Here is a 23929-nt window from a genome sequence, read left to right as displayed (position 1 = left end):
AGCAACACTGTTCAACGGTAAGCAAGTCACGCAGAAGTTAGGCTGGAGCGTGGATGAATCGCAAACCAACCGTGTTGCCCTGATTGGGGCCGGCCCTCGGGGTACCAGTGTCCTTGAGAGGCTGCTTGCGAATTGGGCCGCGGAGACACCTGAATCGACCGCCCTGCACATCCATGTCGTGGATCCTTTCCCGGCCGGTTCGGGCCATGTGTGGCAGCCGGAGCAGTCGCGCCTGTATCTGATGAACACCCAGTCCTTCTACCCGACGCTCATCCCTGAGGAACCCGGGCTTGCCCAGCCGTTGACGGGTGGTTCGTTCGACCAGTGGCGTGAGGCCCGGCGTCGTGATGGTGCGGGCCTGAACGCCGCCGAAAAGGCGGAGCTGGCTGTCCTGGACTCGCACGACTTCCCCAGCCGGGCGCTGTACGGACGGTACTTGAGGCAAACCCTGGAGGGGCTGCTGAACCGGCTGCCCGACGGCGTTGAGGTCACCTTCCACGAGACACTCGCCGTGGCTGCCCGGCCTGTGAAGGACGGGTTCGACGTCGAACTGGCCAACGGTGCGTCCCTCACCGTCGGCTCCGTTGTCCTCGCGCTGGGACATATCGGGTCCCGCCTGAATCCCGAGCAGCGCTCTTTCAAGAGGGCCGCAGACGAACAGGGTCTGTTGTACTTCCCGCCCGCGCCGCCAGCGGACGTGGACTGGCGGGCCGTGCCGGACAACGAGCCAGTACTGGTCCGCGGTATGGGGCTGAACTTCTTCGACGTGATGGGGCAGTTGACGGAAGGCCGGGGAGGCACGTTCGTTGATGCGGGTGTGCCTGGGGCCGGTGTGCTGGAGTACCGGGCATCGGGCCGGGAGCCGAAGATCATCGCCGCCTCCCGCAGGGGCACGCCGTACCGGGCCAAAGCGGGCCTGGACGGCTACTATCCACGCAGCATCACCATGCGTTACCTGACCGAAGACGCCGTGGACCGGTTCCGCGCGGCCGGAATCCAACCGGGCTTTGACCACGACCTCTGGCCACTGCTTCACCGCGACGCGCTGTGGGCCTACTATTCGACGTTGGCCCGGTCCCAGCCCACGGCAATAAAGGACCCTGCCCAGTTCCTCGCTGATCTTGAGGACGCACTCCAGCCGCATGCGCACACCACCACGCATTGGGAGGGCAGCGTGGGCGATCTCGTCGAAAAGCACGTCGTTTCCTCCCGCCGGTTGAACCTCCGTGGACTTGCTGCACCGCTGGCAGGACGTACCTTTGCCTCCCGGGGTGAGCTGGACGCGGCCATTACCGCGTACCTGGATGATGATGCCCGGCGATCGGCCCTTGGCGAAGCGGACCCGGTCAAGATGGCCATCGGCGCCCTGCACACCGGCCGGGCAATCCTCAAGTCGGTGGTGGCAGACGGCGGCATTACGGACGAGTCATGGCTCGCAGGGTTGCGGGGCTGGTTCGAGTCCTTCGTTGAAGGACTGGCCAGCGGAGCGCCTGCGCTGCGCTCGGAGCAGTTGGCCGCCTTGGCGCGTGCCGGCGTCGTGAGTTTTGTCGGACCGGACCCGAAGTTCAGCGTGGACAGGGGCGCAAGGGTGTTCCGGGCGGTTTCGCCGTGGGTACACGATGCGCCGGGTGAGGCGCCGACGCTCATCGAGGCGATGTCGCCGGCAAACAGGGTGGGCATGAACGTCTCCCCGCTGCTGGAGCAACTGATGGCTGATGGCTTGGTGCGTACCAAAATCATGATGGGCGGTGAGGGCGCGCCCGTGCAGACCACAGGCCTGGACGTGGAACCGCATCCCTACCGGCCGGTGGCTGCGAACGGATCCGTCACAAAACACCTGTTTGTTTTGGGCCTTCAACTTTCTGCGACGCAATGGGGCACGGCCATTGCCGCGGAAGCCCGGCCGCGGACCGGACCGGCCTACGCCAGCGGACAGCGGACCCTCCGCGACGCCGATGAGATCGCCCGTAGCATTCTGGCCCGATAGCGGCGCGGGGCGTGATGACTCATGTCAAGATGCTCGCGAAAGTGTTGTGCGTGCCTCAGTTATTTCTGCTCGCGTGATTGAGGCTTCCAGAGCCTGTGTTTTCGCGGCGGCGAGGGCGATGAGCTGGGTTTGGATTCTGGTGATGCCGCGGGTGAGTTCGGCCGGGTTGGTGGTCTCCATTAGTTCGGCAAGTTCGGTCGCTTTGGCCTCGGTGAGGATCCCGGAGTCGATGACGCGGTGGTATGGGGTCCGTGGTTTGTCATAGATCCGGGTCTTTTTGCCGTGTTTGTTTGAGCGCCAGCCGATGGCTTTGGTGGTCGCGGTAAAGAGGTTGAGGCGGATCCGGACCAAGGCGTAGAGGGCGTTGAGGAGCTTCAGTTCGGCCGCCGTGTCGTACCTGTAGTGGAAGGCGTGCCGGCGCACGACGTCACCGTTTTTCTGCTCGACGTGAGCATTGTCGTTGGACTTATACGGCCGTGCACGGGTGAAGTAGATGTCCTTCTTCCCGGCCCACTCGATCATGGCGTAGTTGATGAATTCCCCGCCGTTGTCGGTATCAAGCCCCACCAAGGGAAACGGTAGTCGTGCCACGACCTCATCCATGGCCGCAAGGACCCAGACGTGCGCCCCGTTTCGGACGGCCACGTTCTCGGTCCAGCCGGTGAACACGTCCGTGGCGGTCAGGGTTCGTGCGAATTCCCCAGTCAGGGTGGGGCCGCAATGGACGACCAGGTCCGCCTCGATGAAACCCGGGAGCTGTTCGTGCTCGTCGCCGGCCTTACGGACCGTGATCGAATTACGCAGCAGTGGCCCGGCCTTCGTCGCGGAGAGCCCTTTGGGTTTGTCCGCGTCCTTGGTGGGTTTGAGGAGCCGGTCGATCGTGGCCCCGGAGACCTGCATCAACTGCACTCTGACAGCCGGTGTCAGTCTCTTGGTGTCGAGTTCACCAAACGCTTCGAGCTTCGGTAGCCATAGGTCCATGGTCGCGGCCAGATATTTGCCCGAGGGCATCCCCGCCAGCCGCCACACACCGATCAGGACTTTAAGCGTGTCATAGCCATAGGTTCGTCCCCGAGGCTTCCGTACCGCCACCCTCGCAGGGCCCTTGCGCTTGCGCGCTGTGGAAAGCGCCCGCCGGGCATTGGCCCTGGACCAGCCCGTGACGGCGACCAGCTCGTCCAGAACCAATCCCTTGGCATTCTTCGACGACTTCGCATAATCGGCTGCGTACTTCTTCGTGATTTCCCTACGCGTTGCCATCGACAGGTCCATCCCTCATCGTCACCGCCGTGCCCGCAGCGGCCCATGATTTCGCGAGCGTTTCTCAAATGAGGCATGCACCCCGTTTCGCGAGCACTATTCATGAGTCTCGTCGCGGGGTTGCAGAGCAGCCCAGCCTTCGTTACTGTGTGAGCTGCATCACCCAGTGTGGTGGTGCGCGCTTTTGATCCGCGGCGGGAGAGCCCTGCCGGTACATCACCCCAGGCGCCGTAGGAGCAAATCCTCCCCAGGAATCTCTCAGGCCCATGTACCGCCGCGGCGAGGCAACTCTGGAAAGCAGTCCGGCCACCGGGCTCACCGAAGGTGCAAGCCTTCCTGCCGGGCAGGAAGGCGGAAACTCTCAGGTCCATCTACAGAGCGGGGAGGAACCCGAATCTCGTGGCACCCTGTGCCGCCTGAACGATGGAGTTCCTTTGACGATTCATCCTTCCACCGGTAACGATTCACCCCATCTTGAGCGTCAGCTCAGCAACCGCCACATCCAGCTCATCGCCATTGGCGGAGCGATTGGCACTGGCCTCTTCATGGGCTCCGGAAAGACCATTTCCGCTGCAGGCCCTTCCGTCATTTTCGTGTACATGATCATCGGCTTCATGTTGTTCTTCGTCATGCGCGCCATGGGTGAACTGCTGCTGAGCAACCTGAACTACAAATCCTTCAGCGATTTCGCTGCTGACCTGCTCGGCCCTTGGGCCGGGTTCTTCACCGGCTGGACGTACTGGTTCTGCTGGGTCATTACGGGCATCGCCGACGTGATCGCGATCGCCGGGTACTCCCAGGAACTCTGGCCGTCCCTTCCGCTGTGGGTGCCCGGCCTGATCACGATCGGCATCCTCCTGCTCCTGAACCTTGCCACGGTAAAAGCCTTCGGCGAGACCGAGTTCTGGTTTGCCCTCATCAAGATCGTGGCCATTGCAGCACTCATCATTGTTGGCTTGTTCATGATTTTCAGCGGCTTCCAGTCCGACGCCGGACCGGCCAGCTTCACCAACCTGTGGAGCCACGGCGGCTTCTTCCCCAACGAGTTCATGGGCTTCGTTGCGGGCTTCCAGATCGCGGTCTTCGCCTTCGTGGGCATTGAACTGGTGGGAACCACCGCCGCTGAGGCCAAGGACCCGGAGAAGAACCTGCCCAAGGCCATCAACTCCATTCCCATCCGCGTCCTGCTCTTCTACGTGGGCGCCCTCATCATCCTCATGTCAGTCACCCCGTGGACCCAGTTCGCTGCCGGCCACAGTCCGTTCATTGCCATGTTCTCGCTCGCTGGCCTCGGCGCAGCGGCCACCATCGTCAACCTCGTGGTGCTGACCTCCGCCATGTCCTCGGCCAACTCGGGCATCTACTCCACGTCCCGCATGGTGTTCGGGCTGGCGCAGGAAGGCGACGCCCCCAAAGTGTTCGGCGCGCTCTCAGGACGCAAAGTACCCCGCAACGCCCTGTTCCTGTCCTGCGTCCTGCTGCTGTCCGGCGTCGTGCTCATGTACGCGGGCTCGGACATTGGCAAGGCGTTCGACATGGTGACCACAGTGTCCGCGGTCTGCTTCGTTTTCGTATGGTCCATCATCCTGGCCAGCTACCTGGCCTTCCGGAAGCGCCGACCACACCTGCATGACTCCTCGGCCTTCAAGATGCCTGGCGGGGTGGTGATGGTGTGGGTAGTGTTCGCCTTCTTTGCCTTCGTGCTGTGGACGCTGACCACGCAGCCGGACACGCTCGCGGCCCTGCTCGCTACTCCCGCGTGGTTCCTGATGTTGGGCATCGCGTGGGCGATCCTCCGCCGCCGTCCCGCACATCTGGCCCGCTACGCGGCGTTCCAGGCAGAACTGCAGCGGGACGCGGACAGGGTCCAGGAGCTGGAACCGGCAAACAAGTAAACGGTCCGAGCAGGCAAACTGTCTGACGAGGCAAAAGCAGGGCCCCTCACGAAGGAAGATCGTGAGGGGCCCTGCCCTGTTGTGTCACTGGGAGGTTGTCAGCCCCTCAAGCACTTCTGGTACTCCAACCACGCAAAGGCGTACCGTAGCCAGCCCACGATGTCGTACCACTTGGACGGCTTCACCGGGGGAGTGCACTGCGGCGGGTTGGGTCCGCTCTCAGCCACCTTCACCAGGGCCTTCACGACCGTCCCGGATTCGACGGCGGTCAGCACCAGTGTGCCCGTCCCTGCAGCTGCTGCCGCGGGAACCTTGAGGTTCACTGTGGCCGCACCAGCTGTGACCGGGACGGATCCAAGCGTCACCGCCGCGCCCTTGCTGTCCACGAAGACGGCGTTGAGCGACGCGTTTGCCGGGCTGCCGATGGAGGTCAGGTCGAGCTTGGAGACGGCCAGCGTGATGGACTCTCCGGCCTTGACCTCAGCCGGCGTGGAGTTGGCCACGGCAACAGAACGGCGCGCGAAGTCCGGAGACACGGGCTTGTGTGCCTGCAGGTACTTGATCCACGCATCACGATCCACCAAACCGGTGTCCTTCGTGTTGCTGCCTTCCTTGAACACCCGGAAGTTGTCACCGCCGGTAGCAAGGAAGCTGAAGGTGCCGATCCTGTACTGCTTGGCGGGGTCGATCACAGCGCCGTTCACCCAGATGCCGGTGATGCGGTCACCCGCGGGACGTGTGGCGTCGTAGGTGTAGTTCACGTTCTTGGACAGTCCCAGCTGCTGGTAGGGGCGGCTGGGAACGGTGCCGTCGGCGTTGGTCTGCCACTGCTGCTCCAGGAGCGTCTTGAACTGAGCACCCGTCAAGGACGTGGTCCACAAGTTGTTCACGAACGGCAGGACCGCGTTGGCCTCGGCGTACGTGATGGTGCCGTCCGGCGCGTAGTACAGCTCGTTACGCAGGCCACCGGGATTCACGACGCCGATCTCCGCCGCGCCCAGCTCAGGAGCCTTGAGCGTGTCCACCAGCGAGTCCGCCACAAGGTTGCCCAAGGTGGACTCACTCGCGCGATCGTCCCGCTTGGGGGCGCCGCCGGCCGGATCCGGGGTGAACGCCGTGGTGATATCAGCGGTGACTGCGCCTACCGGCTGGTTGCCGATCTCCGCAGCCTGCGCAAGGGCCTTGTCCACGATGGTTTTCACTGCCGCCACCCGCGGGTAGGCAGCAACGAGGCTTTCGGCCGTCTCCGTGGTCCGGTCCACGACCGCGGCTTTGTACGACGTCACCGACTTGCTTGCAGTGTCCACGGTGAGCGTCACGCTACCCACGTTCTCACCGTAGTTGCCTGTCTGAACGATGGGGCGCGTCGTGCCGGTCGGCTGGCCATTGGCGTCCAGGACCGGGGCATCCCAGGCGTATTCCTTGTGCGTGTGCCCGGTGAAGATCGCCGCGACATCAGGAGTGGTTTCGTTGACGAGCTTGGCGAATGGTCCACCGGCAGCAACTTCCTGCTCCAGGGTGGCGCCCTCGGGCGTTCCGGAAGCAGCGCCGTCGTGGTTTTCCACGATGATCAGGTCAGCCAGGCTTTCAGCCTTGATCCTGGCCGCTACCCGGTTGATGGCTTCCACCGGATCACCGAACTCGAGATCCGTGATTCCGGCAGGGGTTACCAAGGAAGGAACTTCCTGCGTGACCGTGCCGATAACGGCTACGCGCACGCCGTTCATATCCAGGACCTTGTACTCCGGCAAGACCGGAGTGGTGGTGCCCTTTTGGTAGACGTTCGCACCAAGGTAGGCGAACTTGGCGTTGGTGCCTCCCGCAATGACACGGTCGCGCAGGTCCTGCCAGCCGCCGTCGAATTCGTGGTTGCCCACAGCGGAAGCCTGGAGTTCAAGGGTGTTCAGGACGTCGATGGTGGGCTGGTCCTTCGCTACGGATGAAGCGAAGAGCGAAGCTCCGATGTTGTCACCGACGGAGATGAAGGCCGTCGCACCGGGGGCGGCTGCCGCACGAAGCTTCTCCACGGTGCCCGCGAAGAGCACCGTGTTGGAGTCGATCCGGCCGTGGAAGTCGTTGATGCCCAGGAACTGCAGGTCAACGGTTTCCGGTGCCTCGGTGGTCAGGTTCAGGCCCACCACGACGGGGTCGTGGTCGCTGGCCCGGAACTCGTCCCCGGCATAGTAGTTGGTCACATTGTTGTTATACCTGCTGTACTCCAGCGCTACGGACTCCACGGAGTTGATGTTCCAGATGTCGGTTCCCGTGACGGCCTCAGCGGCGGACGGGGAAGCAAGGATGTGGTCCAGGGAACCCACCATGCCGCCGAAGAGGTATGAGTGCTTGCCCGTACCCACTTCCAGATCGGTGTAGCCGGCGCCCGTGAGGACGTTGATGGGGTCTTCCTTGGAGTAGGCGTTGAAGTCACCGATCAGGAAGACCTTGTCAGTACCCTTTGAGGCTTGGAGGTCCTTGGAGAAGGCAAGCAGCGATTCGGCCTGCTTGGTGCGGGCGATATTCGAGGCGCCCTGGCCCTTGTCCGTGTCGTCCGGTGTGGCCGCGGAGCCCTTGGACTTGAAGTGGTTCACTATCGCGATGAACTTCTTGTCATCGTCTCCGCCAACCGGCTTGAAAACCTGCGCCAGCGGCTTGCGGGCACTCGCGAAGGCCACGGTGTCGTTGTGGATGATGGACTCGCCAACGGGCTCGGCCACGGCCTTCTTGTAGATGAACGCAGTTCTGATCATGTCTTCATCGCTCAGCGGGGGAGCATTTGCGGGTGTGCGCACGTAGTCCCACACGCCAGGCGTCTTGACGTTGAGGGCGTCCACGAGCTTGGACAACGCGTCGTCACGGTTCTTGCCGAACTGCGCCGAGTTCTCGATCTCTTCGAGGGACACGACATCGGAGCCGGACTTGCTGATGGCCGTGACGATCTTGCCCTGCTGGCGCTCGAAGTTCTCCGCGTTGGCAGCGCCGCGGGCGTTGCAGCCTTCCTTGACCGTGATGGGGTTGCCATCGCGGTCGGTGTAGAAGACGCAGCCGGCAAGCTGGTCACCGGTGGTGGGGAAGTAGTTGAGCACATTGAAGGAAGCGAGCTTGAGGCTGCCGCCTACGTCAGCGGGGCCCTCGGGCCGTGTGGCGGTGAAGCCTGCCGGCTGGACCGTCTCAGCGTTGGCCGGGCTCAGGGCGGCGAGGGGCTGGAATTTCCAGGAGTTGTTGCCATAACCCAAAATGACGTCGGTCCGGAACTTCGCGGGCGAGCCCACACGTACGGGGTCGGACGCAGTCAGGTACGGTAACTGCTGGGCCTTGGTGGTGGCGTCCTTGAGGAAGTTGGTGGACGCGCCGTCGTCGAGCTTGATGCCGCGCAGCGCGTTGTCAGCAACCACCGCGGCGTACTCCGGCGAACCGTAGGTGGCTACCGCCGTCGGCTGTACCAGGGGCGATGTGCCGGCCGCCAGGCCAATCTCGCCGTACTGGTTCAGGGAGTAGTTGTCCGTGACAGTGAAGTCGCCCTGCGGTGCAACGAGCATGCCCTCGAGGCTTTCCCGGGCAGCCTCGTTGGCCGGCAAGGCGAACGGTGTGGATTTGACCTCGGGTGCGGCCTCCGTGAGTTTCTTGAACCCCGCAGCTTCAACGGTGAGCTGGGTCTGGTTGGCGAACTCGCTGACAACACCAGTGAGTTCCACATAGTCGCCCGGCTGGACCGTTCCTGCCGTCGTGGGTGAATAGACGAACAAAGCGTCCGACGCCGTCCTGGCCGCCGCCGCGGTTTCGCCGCCACTTCCGGGAGTCTGGACGTAGTAGCCGTTGAAGCCGCCGGTTGCGTAAGCGGCTGTGACCTTGCCTCGCGTGGTCACGGTACTGCCGACGAACGGGCTGGCCGCGCCGGTCCCTTGGATCTCCGCGATGGCCTTGACGCCGGGTTGCGGCCCAGGGTCGGTGGGAGGAGTTCCGCCATTGGACGGCGTAGGGGTGATGGTGGTGCTGAGGCTGAAGTCTGCGGCGTTGGAGTCAGTGTCCACGCCGTTGGTGCGGTTGAGGCTCTTGACGTCCGAGTTGCCGGTTGGGGCGGTGGCAACGGCGGTCTCAAAGGTGTTGGAGGCGCCGTAGCCCAGAAGGTCGGCAATGGCCGCGTTCCCCGTCACTGAACCTGACGGCAAGGGTGACACCGCGGTGGACTGCTTGGCCAGGATCAGCGTGCCAGTGGTTCCGCTGGGGTTCAGAGTGCCTGTAGCCTGCACATCGGCCGTGGGAAGTGCCGGCGCCGTGGACGTTCCGCTGTTGGTGGCGCCCTGAACCAGGAAATAGCCCTTTGCCGGGATGCTGCCCGTGAGGGGAGTGATCCCCGTGGGTGCTGCAGTGGCTGTGCCGGACCGGTACTGCAACGACCACCCGGCCAGGCTGACCGGCTCATCCGAGGAATTGTAGAGTTCCACGAACTTGTTCTTGAAGGCCGCACCGCTGCTGCCGCCACTGAGGTAGGCCTCGTTGATCACCACGGGCGATGTGCCTGCGGGGGCGGACGGTTCATCCGCTGCCATGGCCGGCGCGGCCGTCAGTGGGGCGGCAAGCAACCCCAGTGACAGGACCGTTCCCGCTGCTAATTTCCAATGTTGTTGGTGCATCCGCTCTAACTTTCATTAGGGGGCCCTGTGGGGCCCTTTGGACGACGCCCGCTCTCTTGTGGAACGGGCGCTGTTCCGGAAGTTACTCCGGGGTAAACCTGTTGCTCGGGCATAGCAGAACACGACGGAATGAATGGGAGGTGGACCCATGGTGGCCGGAGGGTTCTCCGGCCACTGGCGTGCTACTTGGCAGCGCCCTTCAAGGACCCGGTGGTGGCGGATCCTGCGGAGCCACCGATGAGGCAGACGATCTCGCGGTCGCCGTTCTTCCAGGAGTCGCTGGTGGGATGGAGGAAGGTGACCTCCAGCGCGGATTCCTCGAACGGCAAGCCAACGAACGTCGCAAACTGTGCGCCACAGTATTCCTCAGCCTGGGTGCCAACCTCGGTATCGCCGGGGAACGTTGAAGCGTCGATGTTTGTCAGTGCAAAGGCCTCCAAATCGTGGCTCTGATCGCACGGAATGATGGTGACATCCACAACTTCCTGGCTGTCCGGGTTGGCGATGCAGTCGCCCATCTTCACTTTGAAGGCGTCGGCCTTGGACGACTCCGTCGGCTTGCCGGATTCATCGCGTTTGGCGTCGCCGCTGCTGATCAACGAACAGCCGGCCAGTGCCAGTGATGCCATAGCCAGCGCGGCGGCAGTCCGAACGGTTTTCGAACGGTGGAGCATTCTGTCCTCATTCCAGAAGGACCACGGTGCGTCGGAAGAACGGACCTGTGGTCAACAATGAGGGACCAGAAAAGGACCCATGCCGGCCGATCCCCCAATGCCGGCAATGAGTGGATCAATCCGGCTGCCCCTGGGTGGGAGGCCGCCGGACGTGACCCGAAGTGTCAAAGTCTAGGCTGTCTGTCCCAAATCCTGGATCACCTTGAAGACGGCGCCTGTCGGGTCCGACAACGTAGCCAGCCGCCCGAACGGAGTGTCCTCCGCCGGCTGCATGACGGTGGCACCGAGGGCCGCGGCTTGCTCCACGGTCGCGTCCGTGTCCTCCACGGCGAAGTACACGCTCCACATGGACGGGACCTGCTCGGGCAGGAAGCCGGAGGCGTCCATGATGCCTGCCTTGGCGTCGTCGCCGGAGCCAAGAGTCGTGTAGCGGAATTCCGGAGTGTCGCTCATGACTTCCGTGTCCCAGCCGAAGACCTTCTGGTAGAAGGTGACAGCGGACTCGTAATCCTTGGAGAGGAGCTCATGCCACGCGGGAGCCCCCGCCTCGGCCGCCACCTCGTAGCCGTTCATGCCACCGAACTGCCAGGCTCCAATGGAAGCGCCTGAGGAGTCGCCGTACATGGCCATGCTGCCTTGCTCCGGGACTTCCATGGGTTCCAAGTACACCTGGCCTCCGTTGGCGGCCGCTGCCTCGGTGGTTGCCTTGATGTCATCGGTGCGCAGGTAGGTGGACCAGACATCCGGCATGGCACCCATGTCCGCCTGCTTCGCCATGATGCCTGCAACCATCCGGCCTTCCTTCGACGCCGTGATGTAGCCGCCGTACTTTTCCTGGTCGCCGGTCTCGTAGGTCCAGCCAAAAAGGGCAGTGTAGAAGGCCTTGGCCTTTTCCGTATCGGACGTCATCAGATCAATCCAGCAGGGTGCGCCGGGAGTGATGTCAGGCTTAGGCATGGGTCAGGCTCCTGTTGTTATTCCGCGGCGAAAGCTACGGCATATGTCAGTGGTGTGGAGACAGACAGAACACTATGCGGGGGGTCTGACAGTTTCAATGATCTTCCGGGTGTCAGTTCTCAGTTCTGGGCTCGGGTGGCCGTGCCGAACAGCAGTTAAACAAACAAAAATGCCCCGGGTCCTGGAACCCGGGGCATCTCATTGGCGGAAGGTAAGGGATTTGAACCCTTGGTACGGGGTTACCGCACACTGGTTTTCAAGACCAGCTCCTTAGGCCGCTCGGACAACCTTCCTCGCCTAGTAGTGTTTCATAGGGAGTTGGCTGTTCCAAAACATCACGTCCTGCAAACCCTGCCCCGGGGCCTTGGAGGACCAGCAAGAAACCGGGAGTTCGTCATGAAAGCCGTCTACATCTCAGAGCCAGGCGGGCCCGAAGTCCTCGAAATCCGGGAGGTCCCCTCCCCGGTACCGGGCGAAGGCGAAGTCCTGATCGACGTCGTGGCTGCCGGCCTGAACCGTGCGGATGTCCAGCAGCGGCGCGGCTTCTACCCGCCGCCACCGGGAGCCTCGGAAATTCCCGGGCTGGAGATTTCCGGGCGCATCGCAGCCTTTGGTCCCGGCGTCACCAAGGCGTTCTCCGTGGGGGACAAAGTAGTGGCCCTGCTCTCGGGCGGCGGATACGCCCAGCAGGTCGCGGTTCCGGCCGAACAAGTGCTCAGGGTTCCCGAAGGCGTGGACCTGATCACGGCGGCGTCCCTGCCCGAGGTAGCCGCCACCGTTTACTCGAACCTCATCATGACCGCCCAGCTGCAACCTGGTGAAACGGTGCTCATTCACGGGGCTACGGGGGGTATTGGCACCATGGCCATCCAGTTGGCCAAGGCGCACGGCGCAACCGTCGCCACGACGGCCGGATCTGACGAAAAAGTGGGCACCGCCAAGGCCTTCCTGGGCGCCGACATCGCGATCAACTACACAGAAGAAGACTTCGTCGAAAGCCTCAAAGCCCAAAACGGCGGCAAGGGCGCGGACGTGATCCTCGACGTCGTGGGTGCCAAATACCTGCAACAGAACGTCGACGCCCTTGCCGACTACGGCCGGCTGATCATCATAGGCCTGCAAGGCGGAACGAAAGCCGAAATCAACCTGGGGCAACTCCTCAGCAAGCGTGCTGCCGTGATTGGCACGGCACTCCGTCCGCGGCCGCTTGCCGAAAAGGGCATCATTATGTCCGCCGTTCGTGAATCCGTGTGGCCCATGCTCACGGACGGCCGGATCAGGCCACTTGTCGCCAAGTCCTTCCCGCTGGACCAGGTGAGGGAAGCGCATGAATACTTTGACTCCGGCGAGCACGTGGGCAAGGTCCTGCTGCTCCTCTGATTCGACCAACCAACTGCAGCGAGGAACCATATGTCCATCCGGCACAGCCTGCTGGCCCTGCTCCAGGACCAGCCCCGGTACGGCTATGAGCTGCGCGTCGAATTCGAGGACCGGACCGGCGCAGCCTGGCCGCTGAACATCGGACAGGTTTACACCACGCTGGACCGGCTTGAGCGCGATGGCCTGGTCAGTAAAGACGGCGACGACGGCGGCGGCCACGTCGTCTACAGCATCACCGATGCGGGAGCTGAGGCCGTCGGGGCTTGGTTTGGTGGTGCCGTGGACCGTGGCACCCCGCCACGGAACGAAATTGCCATCAAGCTGGCGCTCGCCGTGACGCTTCCGGGCGTGGATACCTCAGCGGTGATCCAATCCCAGCGGGAGGTCTCCGTCAGGGCTTTGCAGGAGCATACTCAAGCGCGAAAGGCGGTGTCCGCCAACCAGCGTTCGATGGACACGGCGGGACTGCTGGTGCTTGACTCGCTGATCTTCCAGGCCGAAGCCGAAGTACGTTGGTTGGATCTCTGCGAAGCACGCATGGTGCAGGCGCAAGGCAACGTCGGCGCGGGATAGCCGCGCCCACCGCACCAGAACCACCGCTCATCGCACGGACTTAGTGTTGGGCGTGGGCTGCGCCACGATTGCTTGACCGCCTTGTTAGCGTCCTCCCTGAATGTTCAGCGCCCCAACGGCAGCAGTTCTCAAGGAGGAGACATGGGCAGAGCCCCTGACCAGGAAGAACTTGGCCAAGAAGAACTTGGCCAACACGAACTTGACCTCAGCGATCTCGAGGAAAGGCTTGATCCTACGCTGCCCTCACCGGCCGTGGATGACTCCGCCCGGGAGGCTGAAGAGCGGAAGTGGACCCCGGCAAAGATCGGGCTCTGGGCGGCGATCTCGCTGCTTGGAGCGGTGGCGTGGTACATGCTCGCGCTGGTGCGCGGCGAGACCGTCAACGCCATCTGGTTCGTTTTCGCTGCAGTATGCACCTACCTGATCGGCTATCGCTTCTATTCCAAAGTCATTGAGCGCTACCTGCTCAAACCGGACGATCGCCGTGCCACTCCTGCCGAGTACAAGGCGGACGGCAAGGACTACGTCCGCACCGACCGCAACGTGTTGTTCGGCCACCACTTCGCCGCCATTGCCGGCGCCGGTCCACTGGTGGGACCGGTCATCGCAGCCCAGATGGGTTACCTGCCAGGCACAATCTGGATCATTATCGGCGTCGTCCTTGCCGGCGCCGTCCAGGACTACCTGGTCATGTTCTTCTCCATGCGCCGCGGTGGCCGTTCCCTTGGCCAGATGGCACGTGAAGAACTTGGCGTCATTGGTGGGACGGCGGCCCTCGTGGCCACCCTGCTCATCATGATCATCATCGTGGCCATTCTCGCCCTCGTGGTGGTCAACGCCCTCGGCGAGAGCCCGTGGGGTGTCTTCTCCGTGGGGATGACCATCCCTATCGCGTTGTTCATGGGCGTCTACCTTCGCTTCATCAGGCCGGGCAAGGTGATGGAAGTATCCATCATCGGCTTCGTGCTGCTCATGGCTGCCATCATTGGCGGCGGCGCCGTGGCCGGAACCGAGTGGGGTGCGGCCTTCTTCCACCTGGACAAGGTCACTATTGCCTGGGGGCTCATCGTCTACGGGTTCATCGCCGCCATCCTGCCGGTGTGGCTGCTCCTCGCGCCACGGGATTACCTGTCCACGTTTATGAAGATCGGCGTGATCGTGATGCTGGCGCTCGCCATCATCGTGGTGCGTCCGGAAATCACCGTCCCAGCATTCAGCGAGTTCGCCGGCAAGGAGAACGGCCCGGTCTTCTCAGGGGCACTGTTCCCCTTCCTGTTCGTGACCATTGCCTGTGGTGCCCTGTCCGGATTCCACGCGCTCATTTCATCGGGGACCACACCCAAGCTGATCGAGAAGGAGCGGCAGACCCGCTTCATCGGCTACGGCGGCATGCTCATGGAATCATTTGTGGCCATCATGGCCCTGGTAGCTGCCATCTCGATCGACCGCGGCATCTACTTCGCCATGAACGCGCCCCTTGCCCTCACCGGGGGCACCGTCGAATCCGCGGCGCAATGGGTGAACAGCCTCGGCCTGGCCAACGTCAACATCACCCCGGACGTGCTGGCCCAGACGGCAAAGGACGTGGGCGAGGAGAGCATCATCTCCCGCTCCGGCGGTGCTCCTACACTGGCGGTCGGCCTGGCGCACATCATGCAGCAGTTCATCGGTGGACCCGGAATGATGGCTTTCTGGTACCACTTCGCCATCATGTTCGAGGCCCTTTTCATCCTCACCGCAGTGGACGCCGGCACCCGTGTTGCCCGGTTCATGCTGCAGGATTCCATCGGCAACTTTGTTCCCAGGTTCAAGGAAGCCTCATGGCGTCCCGGCGCCTGGCTGTGCACTGCCATCATGGTGGGCGCCTGGGGTGCGGTGCTCCTGATGGGCGTGACCGACCCCCTGGGTGGCATCAACACGCTCTTCCCGCTGTTCGGAATAGCCAACCAGCTTCTGGCAGCCATTGCTTTGGCCGTATGCCTCGCCATCTGCGCCAAGCGCGGAGTGTTCAAGTGGCTGTGGATCGTGGCAATCCCGCTGGCTTTCGTCGCCGTCGTGACCATCACGGCCAGTTTCCACAAGATCTTCTCGCCCGTTCCTGCGGTGGGCTACTTTGCCAACAACCAGGCGTTCGCCAAGGCCTTGGCCGATGGCAAGACGGAGTTCGGCACGGCCAAGACCGTGGCGGCCATGGAAGCGGTGGTCCGCAACACCGCGATCCAGGGCGTACTCTCCGTCATCTTCGTGACGCTGAGCATCATCGTGATCGTCGCCGCACTGCTGGCAACCATCAAAGCCATCCGCGCCCGCGGCGGACAGGATCATGAGGACCCGGCTGTTCCTTCCAAAGTGTTCGCCCCTGCCGGGCTGATCCCCACGACGGCGGAGAAGGTCCTGCTCGCGGAATGGGACGCACTCCCGGCGGAGAAGCGGACGCAGAAGGCCGGGCATCACTGATGAATGCCGTGGCCAAAGGGCTTCGTGGCTTCGCCACTTTCATGGGCTCGCTCATGGGTGCCGACGCCTACAGCAAGTACCTGGAGCACTTCACCACCACGGGCCATGCTGGTCCCGCCATGACTGAACGCGAGTTCTGGCGGGACCGGATGGACCGGCAGGACAGCAATCCCCAGGGCCGGTGTTGCTGACGCGGAGTTTCGCTACGAACGAAGTCCAAATACTGCTCCAGGGCCCGGCTTCGCTTGAACCACATGAGAGTATGAACGAATGAGCGATCTGAACAACATTCAGCCCACGGATGAGGCTTCGGACGACACTCCCGTGGAGGGCACCACGCTGGACGGCAGCGGGCTGGACGGCAGCGGGCTGGACGGCACCGCGCTGGACGGCGCCACGTTGGACCGGGACCTGGCGGCAGCCGATGGACAGCCATCCGGGCAGGAAGAGTCCGGGAAGGACGTCAAGCCCAAGGCAACCAGCCTTCATGAGCTCGTTGACGAGCCTGCAAAGGTGATGCGGATCGGCACCATGATCCGTCAGCTCCTGGAGGAAGTTAAGGCTGCTCCTTTGGACGACGCCGCCCGCGGCCGGCTCGCGGAAATTCATGAGCGCTCCATCAAGGAACTTGAGGACGGACTGGCTCCGGAACTCATTGAAGAGTTGGAGCGGATAAGCTTGCCGCTTCCGGAGGACAAGGCACCTTCCGACGCGGAGCTTCGTATTGCCCAGGCGCAGCTGGTGGGATGGCTGGAGGGTCTCTTCCACGGTATCCAGGCTGCGATCGCCGCCCAGCAGGCAGCCAAGGAACACGCTGCCGCGCAGATGCAACTCCGTCAGCTGCCGCCGGGAACGGTCATCGCCCCTGGCATTGTCATTGGCGAGAACGGCCAACCACAGCGTGCTTCTGCGCCAGGTGCCCACGGCGCTGCTCCGCAAGGCCGCACGGAAGACCCCGACCACGGTCCGGGTCAGTACCTCTGAGCTCGCACGTGGGTTTCTTTGGGGCCGTCCGCCAAGGACGGAAAGACGATCTGGAGCTCGGCAAGGGGTTGTGGCGACGCGCCCACGACCGTTTCCACCGGGGCCTGGACCGGTACCACCAGGTTCTTGAGGGCGTTGACGATGACGAGTTGTACAACGAACTCGTGGAGATAGCCAACGAACTGGCCGGGTTGTCCCCGCTCGTCAGGACTATCTGCGTGGAGGCCCAAAAACGTTCCCCGAGCGACGGCCTGGATGTCCCCGGGGCGCTTGCGGGGGTTCACCGCGCCTTGTCCAAGGCCGGAAATTCACTTGCTACTACCGCCGAAGCCGCGGCGATGCTGCGGTTGGCTGTTGGCCCCGTCCCGGTAGGTGCGCTGTCCGTCCGGCGACGCGCGGAGTCTGTGTTCGAACAGGTTGCTGATGCGGAGCGCCAGCTCAACAGCTGACGGGAGAGTGGCAATAAGCCAAGCGTGCGCAACTACACGCGCACGCCTTTATTCCTCCTTCACAAGAAGTTAAGCGCATAGCTGATCTCCGTAACATTCAGGGCTTTTCACGGGTTTGTGCTGGCAGTATGGCAGACATGACTTCGTCACCAACACTTACTTTCAACGACGGCAACACCATCCCCCAGCTCGGCTACGGGGTGTGGCAAGTTGAAGACGATGTAGCCGAAAAGGTGGTGCGCCAGGCCTTCGAAGCCGGGTTCCGCCACATCGATACCGCCAAGATCTACGGCAACGAGGCAGGCGTCGGCCGTGCCATTGCCTCTTCCGGCCTTTCCGCCAAAGAAATCTTCATCACCACCAAGCTGTGGAATGCGGATCAGGGCTACGAGTCCACGCTCGAGGCTTTCGAGAAGTCCTTGGACCACCTGGGCCTGGAGACCTTGGACCTCTACCTGATTCACTGGCAGCAGCCCAAGCAGGAAAAGTATGTTGACACCTGGAAAGCACTCATCGAGCTCAAGAAGCGCGGTCGGGTCAAGTCCATCGGTGTCTCCAACTTCACCAAGGAAGGCCTGCAGCGCATCATCGATGAAACCGGCGTTGTTCCGGCCATCAACCAGGTTGAACTGCACCCGTTCTTCAACCAGGCCGAGCTGCGCGAATTCAACGCCTCCAAGGGCATCCTGACCCAGGCCTGGTCGCCGCTGGGACAGGGTGGTGAGCTGCTCGAAAGCGCCACCGTAGCTGAGATTGCTGCGAAGCACGATGCGACTCCGGCCCAGGTCGTCATCGCCTGGCACCTGACCATCGGCAATGTGGTCATTCCCAAGTCCGTCACCGAGTCCCGCATCCAGGAGAACTTCGCGGCTCTCAACGTCACGCTCGACGCCACCGACATCGAGGCCATCAACGGCCTGGACCGCGGTGCCGAAGGCCGCATCGGCCCGGACCCGGCAGTCTCCGACTTCGCCTAAGCCTGAAGCTTGACCCGAATGCCCCGTACCCACCTTGGGTGCGGGGCATCCGGCGTTAATGGTCGACGGCGGCACCCGCCAGGGGAACGCATGCGCGACGACGTCCGTGGTGAAATTGAACAACCCCAGTGGACGAGGACGGAGCTTGCATGGTGGTGTTTGACGCATTGGAGCGGCAGATCGTTGCCGCCCTCCAACTTGATCCGCGGTGCCCTTGGCGGAAGATGGCAGCAGTCCTCGGCGAGGCGGAGCGAACTGTAGCCCGTCGCGGATCACAGCTTTTGGACTCCGGTGCTGTAGCTGTGGTGGGGATCCGCCCCAGGCCGGCCGTGGTGCTGGTGGAAATGCGGTGCATGCCGGGCACGGTTCGTGCCGCGGCCCAAGCGCTCTCGCAACGGACTGACACCACGTTTGTCTACACCACCACCGGAACGGGCGACTGCGTGGCGGAAATACTCACCGAGCCGTCCCGTCTGGCCGATGTTTTGTCGGATGAACTACCGTCCACCATAGGCTTGCGTGATGCCACGAGCTACCCGGTCCTGCGGTACTTCCGTACCATCCGGGAGTGGCGCCCGGAGATTCTCACGGCCGATAAGTCCGAGGCGCTCCGCTCCAGCCTCACCCAGGACACAGGCATCCTGGTGCCCCGGCAGGATCTGAGCCGCCAGGACAACGAGCTTGTCGACGCCCTCTGTGCCGACGGCCGGATGAGTTTTGAAGCGTTGGGACGCCGCGTGGGTGTTTCGGAGGCAACAGCACGGCGCCGCAGTGAGTGGCTGCTGGCCAACAATCAGATCCATTTGCGGGCAATCGTTGAGCCGGCATCCTTTGGCTTGGGAGTCGAGGCCTTGCTCTGGATCCGGGCCTCGCCGCAGCACGTTGAACACGTTGGAAAAAGCCTGGCTGAGCTTCCCACTGTCCGTTATGCCGCGGCGATCGCCGGGGACTACCAGATCATGGCCGATGTGACAGTGGAGGACATGTCGGCCCTCTACCGCTTCATCACGGACTCAGAGTGGGCGCAGAACGCTGTCACTGTGAATGTTTCCATTTTGTTGGACGCGCGAAAGCGTGGCGGCAGGGTCATGCGCTCATCGTCGTAAGCGGCGGCTGTTCTGCCAGGACAGCAGGAGCGACGGCGGCGTACCCGGTCTGCTGCTCGAAGGCGCGGCCGTAGCGGAGTAGCTGCATATCCGTGTAGTGGTTGCCAGCCAGCTGCAGACCGATGGGGAGCCCCGTGGAACTGAAGCCGGCCGGAACGCTGAGCACCGGCAGGCCCGTGGCGGACAGGAGGCAGGCTGACCGCATCCAGTCCAAGTATGTTTCGGAGGCCACGCCGGCAATATCGGAGGGGTACCGCAGCGTGGCGTCGAAGGGCAGGACCTGGGCGCATGGGCTGGCGAAGAGGTCGTAGCGCCCGAAGAACTCCTGCACGCTGCGTTCAAGGCGGGTGCGGGCGGCGGCTGTCTCGATCAAGTCCTGCGCAGTGAGGGCGAATCCCTTCTCCACGTTCCAGTGCACTTCGGGCTTGATCACGTCCCCGGCGCGCTCCAGAATCGGCCCCAGGCCCGCGGCGAAGTCCATGGCACGCGTGTTGCCGAATACCAGGTCTGCTTCGCTGAAGTCCGGGGTGGCTTCCTCAACAATCGCACCGAGGTCCTCGAAGACGGCCAGTTGCCGTTCGAGGTGCTCCACGATCTCAGGGTCCACCGGAACGCCGATGCCAAAGTCCCGCGACCAGCCAATCCGAACACCGCGCATGTCGGTCTCGAGTCCGGCCCGGAAGACCTTCGGATCAAGGCCCGCAGGGTGCGGAACGCGGGGATCCTTGCCCGCCGTCACGGACATGAACAGGGCAATGTCCTCCACGCTCCGGGCCATGGGCCCCGTCCTTCCCAGCCACGCGTAGGCGTTGACGTCGGACGGCATGGGGATGACCGCCGTCGACGGCCTGAAACCGACCACATTGCAGAAGGAAGCCGGGATGCGGAGCGAACCGCCCATGTCGCTGCCGTCGCCGATGCTCTGGACACGGGATGCGACGACGGCGGCCACGCCACCGCTGCTGCCGCCGGCACTCAGCGTTGGCGCGTAAGGGTTGGTCGTGGTGCCGAACAGGTCGTTGAACGTATGGGAGCCCGCGCCAAACTCGGGAACATTGGACTTACCTGTAGTGACAACGCCGGCCGCTTTCAAGCGCGCAATGATGAGGTCGTCGGCGTCGGGAACATAGTCACGCAAGGCGAGTGAGCCCTGGGTGGTGCGCATCCCGGCGGTGTTGTTGGTGTCCTTATGCGTCATGGGTACGCCATGGAGGGGCGCCAGGGCGGCCCCCGAGGCCGTCAGCTGGTCGGCGCGGTGTGCCAAGGCGTGGGCGCCTTCGGCGTCGAGCGTCACCACGGCGTTGATCGCTGGGTTTACCTCGGAAATGCGCTCCAGATGTTCTGCCAAGGCTTCGCGCGCCGAGACCTTCCTCTCGCGGATGGCTGCGGAAAGTTCGACGGCGGACAGCTCGCCAATGGTGTCAGGCATGGTGCTCCTTTGCTGGATTGCTACTGCCTGAAAGTGTGCCGGGTCACACGGGGTGGGGGAAGTCCCGAAACGGCGAAAGGCAAGCTTTGACCGATTCGGCCACATCGAAGGCTGATTCCGTCAGCTATTGTGTGTGATCCGGCTCATAGCAGAAGGTGTTGGTAACCCACTGGCCGATCTGGTCGCTGGGTAGGATTTTCCCCAGAGCACCGGATGCGAACAGCGTGGTTCGGATGTGGACTTGCCGAGGGGCCGACACCGGAGGTTCCCATGCACCAACCCCTGGCTCTTCAACCGCTCGCCCCCAACGAGTCCACCGACATCATGGCCATCGCCAACAATCCCATCCTGTGGATCTGCGTGGCAGGCGTGTTCGGCGTGATCATCCTTCAGTCCGTCATCTTCATGAAAGCTGCCCGGACCGCCGCCCCATCCGTGGACATGAGCACGCAGGATATCAAAACCTCGTTCCGCTCCGGCGCTGTATCGGCCATCGGCCCCTCCCTGGCAGTCTCGCTCGTCGCAATTGCCCTGCTCGGCCTCTTCGGCGCGCCGGCTGTGCTGTCCAGGATCGGGCTGATCGGTTCTGCGGCTTACGACGTATCCGCCGCCGGCATCGCGGCAGGTTCCATGGGCGCCAAGCTCGGCGATGCCAGCTATACGCAAAGTGTCTTCGCAGTCGCCTTCTTCGCCATGAGCATCGGCGGAGCGATGTGGATGCTCGCCACCCTGATCCTGACCCCGGTCCTGCGAAAGGGCGACGCCAAGATCCGATCCGTGAACCCGGCCGCCATGGCCATCGTCCCGGCAGCCGCCCTGATCGGAGCCTTCTCCTGCCTGGGGCTCACGGAACTGCCCAAGTCGGGGATCCATGTGCTGTCCTTTGTTGTCTCCGCCGCGGTCATGGGCACCTGCCTGCTGCTGGCCAAGAAGCTCGGCAAGAGCTGGCTGCGTGAGTGGGGGCTCGGCATTTCCATCGTCATCGGGCTCGGCGCAGCCTACCTCGCTGTCGGCGCCTGATCCCGCCTCCCGCCATCAGACCCGGACTTTGAGCACGAAAGGAACACCCCTCATGTCTTCCATCACTTCCGCTCCCACCACCGCCAACAACACCGCCATGGCGGACTTCAACCGCACCACCTCCCGCTGGGGCCAGATCACCATGATCTGTGGCCTGCTGATCTCCGTGGCCGGCCCTTTGTACCTCGTCTTCGCTACGGGCCTGGACATAGGTCCCGCCCAACTTTGGATTGCCTTCGCCGCAGTGGCCGCCACGTTCGGCATCATCTGGATCGTCGAGCCACTGACGTACTATCCGATCCTGGGTCCGGCCGCGATGTACCAGGCGTTCATGATTGGCAATATCTCCAACAAGCTCCTGCCTGCTGCCCTGATCGCCCAAACCAATATCGGCGCGAAGCCGGGCAGCAAACGGGCGGAACTTGCCGCCGTCGTTGCTATTTGCGGCGCTGCGGTAGTGCACCTGATCTCGCTGGCAATCTTCGTGGGTCTCCTGGGCAGCTGGCTCATCAGCGTCATTCCTCCGTCGGTCCTGCTCGTCACCCGGCTGTATGTGCTGCCCACCGTTCTGGGCGCCGTCCTGGTTCAGGCAATCGTGTCCATGAAACAGCCCCGCACCACCGTGTTCGCCTTGCTGGTCTCAGCCGTCGTCGTGTTCGTCCTGCTGCCCCTGGTGCCATCGCTCGCCATGGTGTCCACCGCCATTGCCGTCCTGGGCACCATCCTGCTGGCATGGTTCTTCCGGGGCAAAACCACTATCACTGAGGCGAAGCCCATCCACATCGAGTAGCCCCGCAGCGCGCCCCTGACCCAGCCCGAACCGTGCCCTGACCAACAGAACCAGGAAGACAGGAACCATGACTTCAACAGCCACCGCCCTTCAGCTCGACTCCGAACAGACCGCAAAGCTGCACTCCCTGTACCGGCACCTCCACGCACATCCGGAACTGTCCATGCAGGAGTACGCAACGGCCGCGTTGATCGAGGAACAACTGGACGGCCTGGGCATTGAGCACTTCCGCTGCGGCGGCACAGGGGTGGTGGGAGTCCTGCGAAACGGTGACGGACCCGTGGTGGCATTCCGCGCCGATTCGGATGGCCTCCCCATTGAGGAAGCTACCGGGCTGGACTATGCCAGCACGGACACAGGCACACTGCCTGACGGAACAGTGGTTCCGGTCATGCACGGCTGCGGCCATGACACGCACGTGGCCAGCCTGCTGGGCGCCGCCGAGGTGCTGGCGGGCAACCGGGATGCCTGGGGTGGGACGCTGGTGTTGATCTTCCAACCCGGCGAAGAAACAGCGGCCGGCGCTCTCGCCATGCTCGATGACGGCCTGTGGGACAAGGCGCCGCGGCCTGACGTGGTCTTCGGGCAACATGTCATGCCGCGTCCGGTGGGGACGGTCGCGATTTCCAGCGGGCCGGTAGCCGCCATGGCAGATTCGCTCAGGGTCACGGTGCATGGCCAGCAATCGCATGGTTCGCAGCCGCAGGATTCCATTGATCCCATCGTGATGGCCGCGCACATGGTTACCCGGCTGCAGGGGATTGTGTCCCGCGAGCTTGATCCACGGAAGTCCGCCGTCGTGACGGTAGGGACGTTCCATGCCGGCCTCAAGGAGAACATCATCCCGGCCTCTGCCGAGTTCACCCTCAACATCCGCACTTTCGATGAGGACGTCCGCGGCCAGGTCCTCGCCGCCGTCCGCCGCATCATCGAGGCAGAAGCCGCCGCGTCCGGGGCGCCGAAGCCGGTTATCGAGGAAATGTACCGCTTCCCGCAGTGCTTCAACGATCCCGACGCCGTTCCTCCCGTCATTGAGGCCCTGCGGCTTGCGCTGGGGTCTGAAGCGGTCGAAATCACCCCGCCCATGATGGGTAGCGAGGACTTCGGGCACCTGGGCACCGCGATTGGCGTGCCGTCGGTGTTCTGGATGTTCGGAGGCACGCCCGCGGCCGGACATGACGGCCCGGGCCCCATCCCCGTCAACCACTCGCCGTTCTTCGCTCCGGAGCTGGAAGGTTCGCTGGCCGGGGGAGTTGCTGCCGCGGTCGCCGTGCTGATGTCCCGGCTGGGCCGCTGACGTCCTCAGACCCGGGCCCAGGGTGCCAAGGAGTCCACGGTGCCAAACATCCGGGCCCGCCCT

The 23929-nt window shown here is 63.4% G+C and carries 18 protein-coding genes, 1 tRNA gene and 1 riboswitch; of the genes, 13 read left to right on the top strand and 6 right to left on the bottom strand.

Translation table 11 applies throughout. The annotated features are described in order from the left end of the window. The first annotated feature begins 49 nt into the window (after window positions 1-49). Window positions 50-1987, top strand: coding sequence for an FAD/NAD(P)-binding protein (locus ACSSVG_RS05825; protein ID WP_492417833.1), 1938 nt, complete (start codon window positions 50-52; stop codon window positions 1985-1987). Between the two features lie 24 nt (window positions 1988-2011). Here the strand turns inward: ACSSVG_RS05825 and ACSSVG_RS05820 are convergent, their stop codons facing one another. Beyond that, on the bottom strand, window positions 2012-3247 hold the full coding sequence (locus ACSSVG_RS05820; RefSeq protein WP_492415919.1) for an integrase catalytic domain-containing protein: 1236 nt from the start codon (window positions 3245-3247) through the stop codon (window positions 2012-2014). 185 nt (window positions 3248-3432) lie between these two features. Further along, window positions 3433-3531: riboswitch (glycine riboswitch) on the top strand. A gap of 150 nt (window positions 3532-3681) precedes the next feature. On the opposite strand from ACSSVG_RS05820, the gene cycA reads away from it, so the two are divergent. Further along, window positions 3682-5142 carry a D-serine/D-alanine/glycine transporter gene (gene cycA / locus ACSSVG_RS05815; protein WP_492417831.1) on the top strand — a complete coding sequence of 487 codons (1461 nt, stop codon included), beginning with the start codon at window positions 3682-3684 and terminating at the stop codon, window positions 5140-5142. 98 nt (window positions 5143-5240) lie between these two features. Here cycA and ACSSVG_RS05810 read toward each other — a convergent pair whose 3' ends face one another. From ACSSVG_RS05810 to ACSSVG_RS05795, 4 genes are all read right to left on the bottom strand, one after another. Next, window positions 5241-9773 (bottom strand): ExeM/NucH family extracellular endonuclease, encoded by a 4533-nt coding sequence (locus ACSSVG_RS05810; RefSeq protein WP_492417829.1) that lies wholly within the window; start codon window positions 9771-9773, stop codon window positions 5241-5243. A gap of 182 nt (window positions 9774-9955) precedes the next feature. Next, window positions 9956-10447 carry a septum formation family protein gene (locus ACSSVG_RS05805; RefSeq protein WP_492417827.1) on the bottom strand — a complete coding sequence of 164 codons (492 nt, stop codon included), beginning with the start codon at window positions 10445-10447 and terminating at the stop codon, window positions 9956-9958. A 171-nt stretch (window positions 10448-10618) separates the two neighbouring features. Then, entirely contained in the window at window positions 10619-11404 is a 786-nt protein-coding gene (locus ACSSVG_RS05800) for a VOC family protein (protein ID WP_492417825.1), read from the bottom strand. Window positions 11405-11606: 202 nt separating this feature from the next. After that, window positions 11607-11697, bottom strand: a tRNA-Ser gene (locus ACSSVG_RS05795). A gap of 103 nt (window positions 11698-11800) precedes the next feature. On the opposite strand from ACSSVG_RS05795, the gene ACSSVG_RS05790 reads away from it, so the two are divergent. The 8 genes from ACSSVG_RS05790 (at window position 11801) to ACSSVG_RS05755 (ending at window position 19330) form a co-directional block, all read left to right on the top strand. Further along, complete coding sequence (locus tag ACSSVG_RS05790) at window positions 11801-12784, top strand: NAD(P)H-quinone oxidoreductase (RefSeq protein ID WP_253466546.1); 984 nt, start codon at window positions 11801-11803, stop codon at window positions 12782-12784. Window positions 12785-12814: 30 nt separating this feature from the next. Then, window positions 12815-13357, top strand: coding sequence for a PadR family transcriptional regulator (locus tag ACSSVG_RS05785; RefSeq protein WP_492417824.1), 543 nt, complete (start codon window positions 12815-12817; stop codon window positions 13355-13357). A gap of 141 nt (window positions 13358-13498) precedes the next feature. Beyond that, window positions 13499-15814 (top strand): carbon starvation CstA family protein, encoded by a 2316-nt coding sequence (locus ACSSVG_RS05780; protein ID WP_492417823.1) that lies wholly within the window; start codon window positions 13499-13501, stop codon window positions 15812-15814. Next, window positions 15814-16005, top strand: a complete 192-nt coding sequence (locus tag ACSSVG_RS05775) for a YbdD/YjiX family protein (protein ID WP_231341818.1) — start codon at window positions 15814-15816, stop codon at window positions 16003-16005. Before ACSSVG_RS05780 ends, ACSSVG_RS05775 begins: the two co-directional genes overlap by 1 nt. Window positions 16006-16084: 79 nt before the next feature. Beyond that, the gene (locus ACSSVG_RS05770; protein WP_492417821.1) at window positions 16085-16798 is read left to right on the top strand and encodes a bacterial proteasome activator family protein; all 714 of its coding nucleotides are present in this window, start codon (window positions 16085-16087) and stop codon (window positions 16796-16798) included. 8 nt (window positions 16799-16806) lie between these two features. Next, the gene (locus ACSSVG_RS05765; RefSeq protein WP_253466555.1) at window positions 16807-17247 is read left to right on the top strand and encodes a hypothetical protein; all 441 of its coding nucleotides are present in this window, start codon (window positions 16807-16809) and stop codon (window positions 17245-17247) included. A 137-nt stretch (window positions 17248-17384) separates the two neighbouring features. After that, a complete protein-coding gene (locus ACSSVG_RS05760) occupies window positions 17385-18224 on the top strand; it encodes an aldo/keto reductase (RefSeq protein ID WP_492417819.1) in 840 nt (279 codons plus the stop codon). 149 nt (window positions 18225-18373) lie between these two features. Further along, window positions 18374-19330 (top strand): Lrp/AsnC family transcriptional regulator, encoded by a 957-nt coding sequence (locus ACSSVG_RS05755; protein WP_492417817.1) that lies wholly within the window; start codon window positions 18374-18376, stop codon window positions 19328-19330. On the opposite strand, the gene ACSSVG_RS05750 is transcribed toward ACSSVG_RS05755, so the two are convergent. Beyond that, window positions 19311-20759 carry an amidase gene (locus ACSSVG_RS05750; RefSeq protein ID WP_492417815.1) on the bottom strand — a complete coding sequence of 483 codons (1449 nt, stop codon included), beginning with the start codon at window positions 20757-20759 and terminating at the stop codon, window positions 19311-19313. The two genes, ACSSVG_RS05755 and ACSSVG_RS05750, sit on opposite strands and share 20 nt — an antisense overlap. 270 nt (window positions 20760-21029) lie before the next feature. Between ACSSVG_RS05750 and ACSSVG_RS05745 the strand changes: the two genes are divergently transcribed. The 3 genes from ACSSVG_RS05745 to ACSSVG_RS05735 all read left to right on the top strand — a co-directional run bounded on the left by ACSSVG_RS05745 (window position 21030) and on the right by ACSSVG_RS05735 (window position 23866). Further along, window positions 21030-21779, top strand: a complete 750-nt coding sequence (locus ACSSVG_RS05745) for a DUF5058 family protein (RefSeq protein WP_231341807.1) — start codon at window positions 21030-21032, stop codon at window positions 21777-21779. 52 nt (window positions 21780-21831) lie between these two features. Next, window positions 21832-22569 (top strand): hypothetical protein, encoded by a 738-nt coding sequence (locus ACSSVG_RS05740; RefSeq protein ID WP_492417813.1) that lies wholly within the window; start codon window positions 21832-21834, stop codon window positions 22567-22569. A gap of 67 nt (window positions 22570-22636) precedes the next feature. Continuing rightward, window positions 22637-23866 (top strand): amidohydrolase, encoded by a 1230-nt coding sequence (locus ACSSVG_RS05735; protein ID WP_492417811.1) that lies wholly within the window; start codon window positions 22637-22639, stop codon window positions 23864-23866. The last annotated feature ends 63 nt before the right edge of the window (window positions 23867-23929 follow it).

Source organism: Paenarthrobacter sp. E2MeOHC11, from assembly GCF_058744955.1.
This window is presented reverse-complemented; position numbering and strand designations above follow the sequence as displayed.

Coding starts and splice junctions, on each gene's coding strand:
- ACSSVG_RS05740 (WP_492417813.1), top strand. CDS start 21,832: ATGTCTTCCATCACTTCCGCTCCCACCACCGCCAACAACACCGCCATG.
- ACSSVG_RS05755 (WP_492417817.1), top strand. CDS start 18,374: ATGGTGGTGTTTGACGCATTGGAGCGGCAGATCGTTGCCGCCCTCCAA.
- ACSSVG_RS05750 (WP_492417815.1), bottom strand. CDS start 20,759: ATGCCTGACACCATTGGCGAGCTGTCCGCCGTCGAACTTTCCGCAGCC.
- ACSSVG_RS05770 (WP_492417821.1), top strand. CDS start 16,085: ATGAGCGATCTGAACAACATTCAGCCCACGGATGAGGCTTCGGACGAC.
- ACSSVG_RS05735 (WP_492417811.1), top strand. CDS start 22,637: ATGACTTCAACAGCCACCGCCCTTCAGCTCGACTCCGAACAGACCGCA.
- ACSSVG_RS05780 (WP_492417823.1), top strand. CDS start 13,499: ATGGGCAGAGCCCCTGACCAGGAAGAACTTGGCCAAGAAGAACTTGGC.
- ACSSVG_RS05760 (WP_492417819.1), top strand. CDS start 17,385: ATGACTTCGTCACCAACACTTACTTTCAACGACGGCAACACCATCCCC.
- ACSSVG_RS05820 (WP_492415919.1), bottom strand. CDS start 3,247: ATGGCAACGCGTAGGGAAATCACGAAGAAGTACGCAGCCGATTATGCG.
- ACSSVG_RS05745 (WP_231341807.1), top strand. CDS start 21,030: ATGCACCAACCCCTGGCTCTTCAACCGCTCGCCCCCAACGAGTCCACC.
- ACSSVG_RS05790 (WP_253466546.1), top strand. CDS start 11,801: ATGAAAGCCGTCTACATCTCAGAGCCAGGCGGGCCCGAAGTCCTCGAA.
- ACSSVG_RS05805 (WP_492417827.1), bottom strand. CDS start 10,447: ATGCTCCACCGTTCGAAAACCGTTCGGACTGCCGCCGCGCTGGCTATG.
- ACSSVG_RS05785 (WP_492417824.1), top strand. CDS start 12,815: ATGTCCATCCGGCACAGCCTGCTGGCCCTGCTCCAGGACCAGCCCCGG.
- ACSSVG_RS05800 (WP_492417825.1), bottom strand. CDS start 11,404: ATGCCTAAGCCTGACATCACTCCCGGCGCACCCTGCTGGATTGATCTG.
- ACSSVG_RS05810 (WP_492417829.1), bottom strand. CDS start 9,773: ATGCACCAACAACATTGGAAATTAGCAGCGGGAACGGTCCTGTCACTG.
- ACSSVG_RS05775 (WP_231341818.1), top strand. CDS start 15,814: ATGAATGCCGTGGCCAAAGGGCTTCGTGGCTTCGCCACTTTCATGGGC.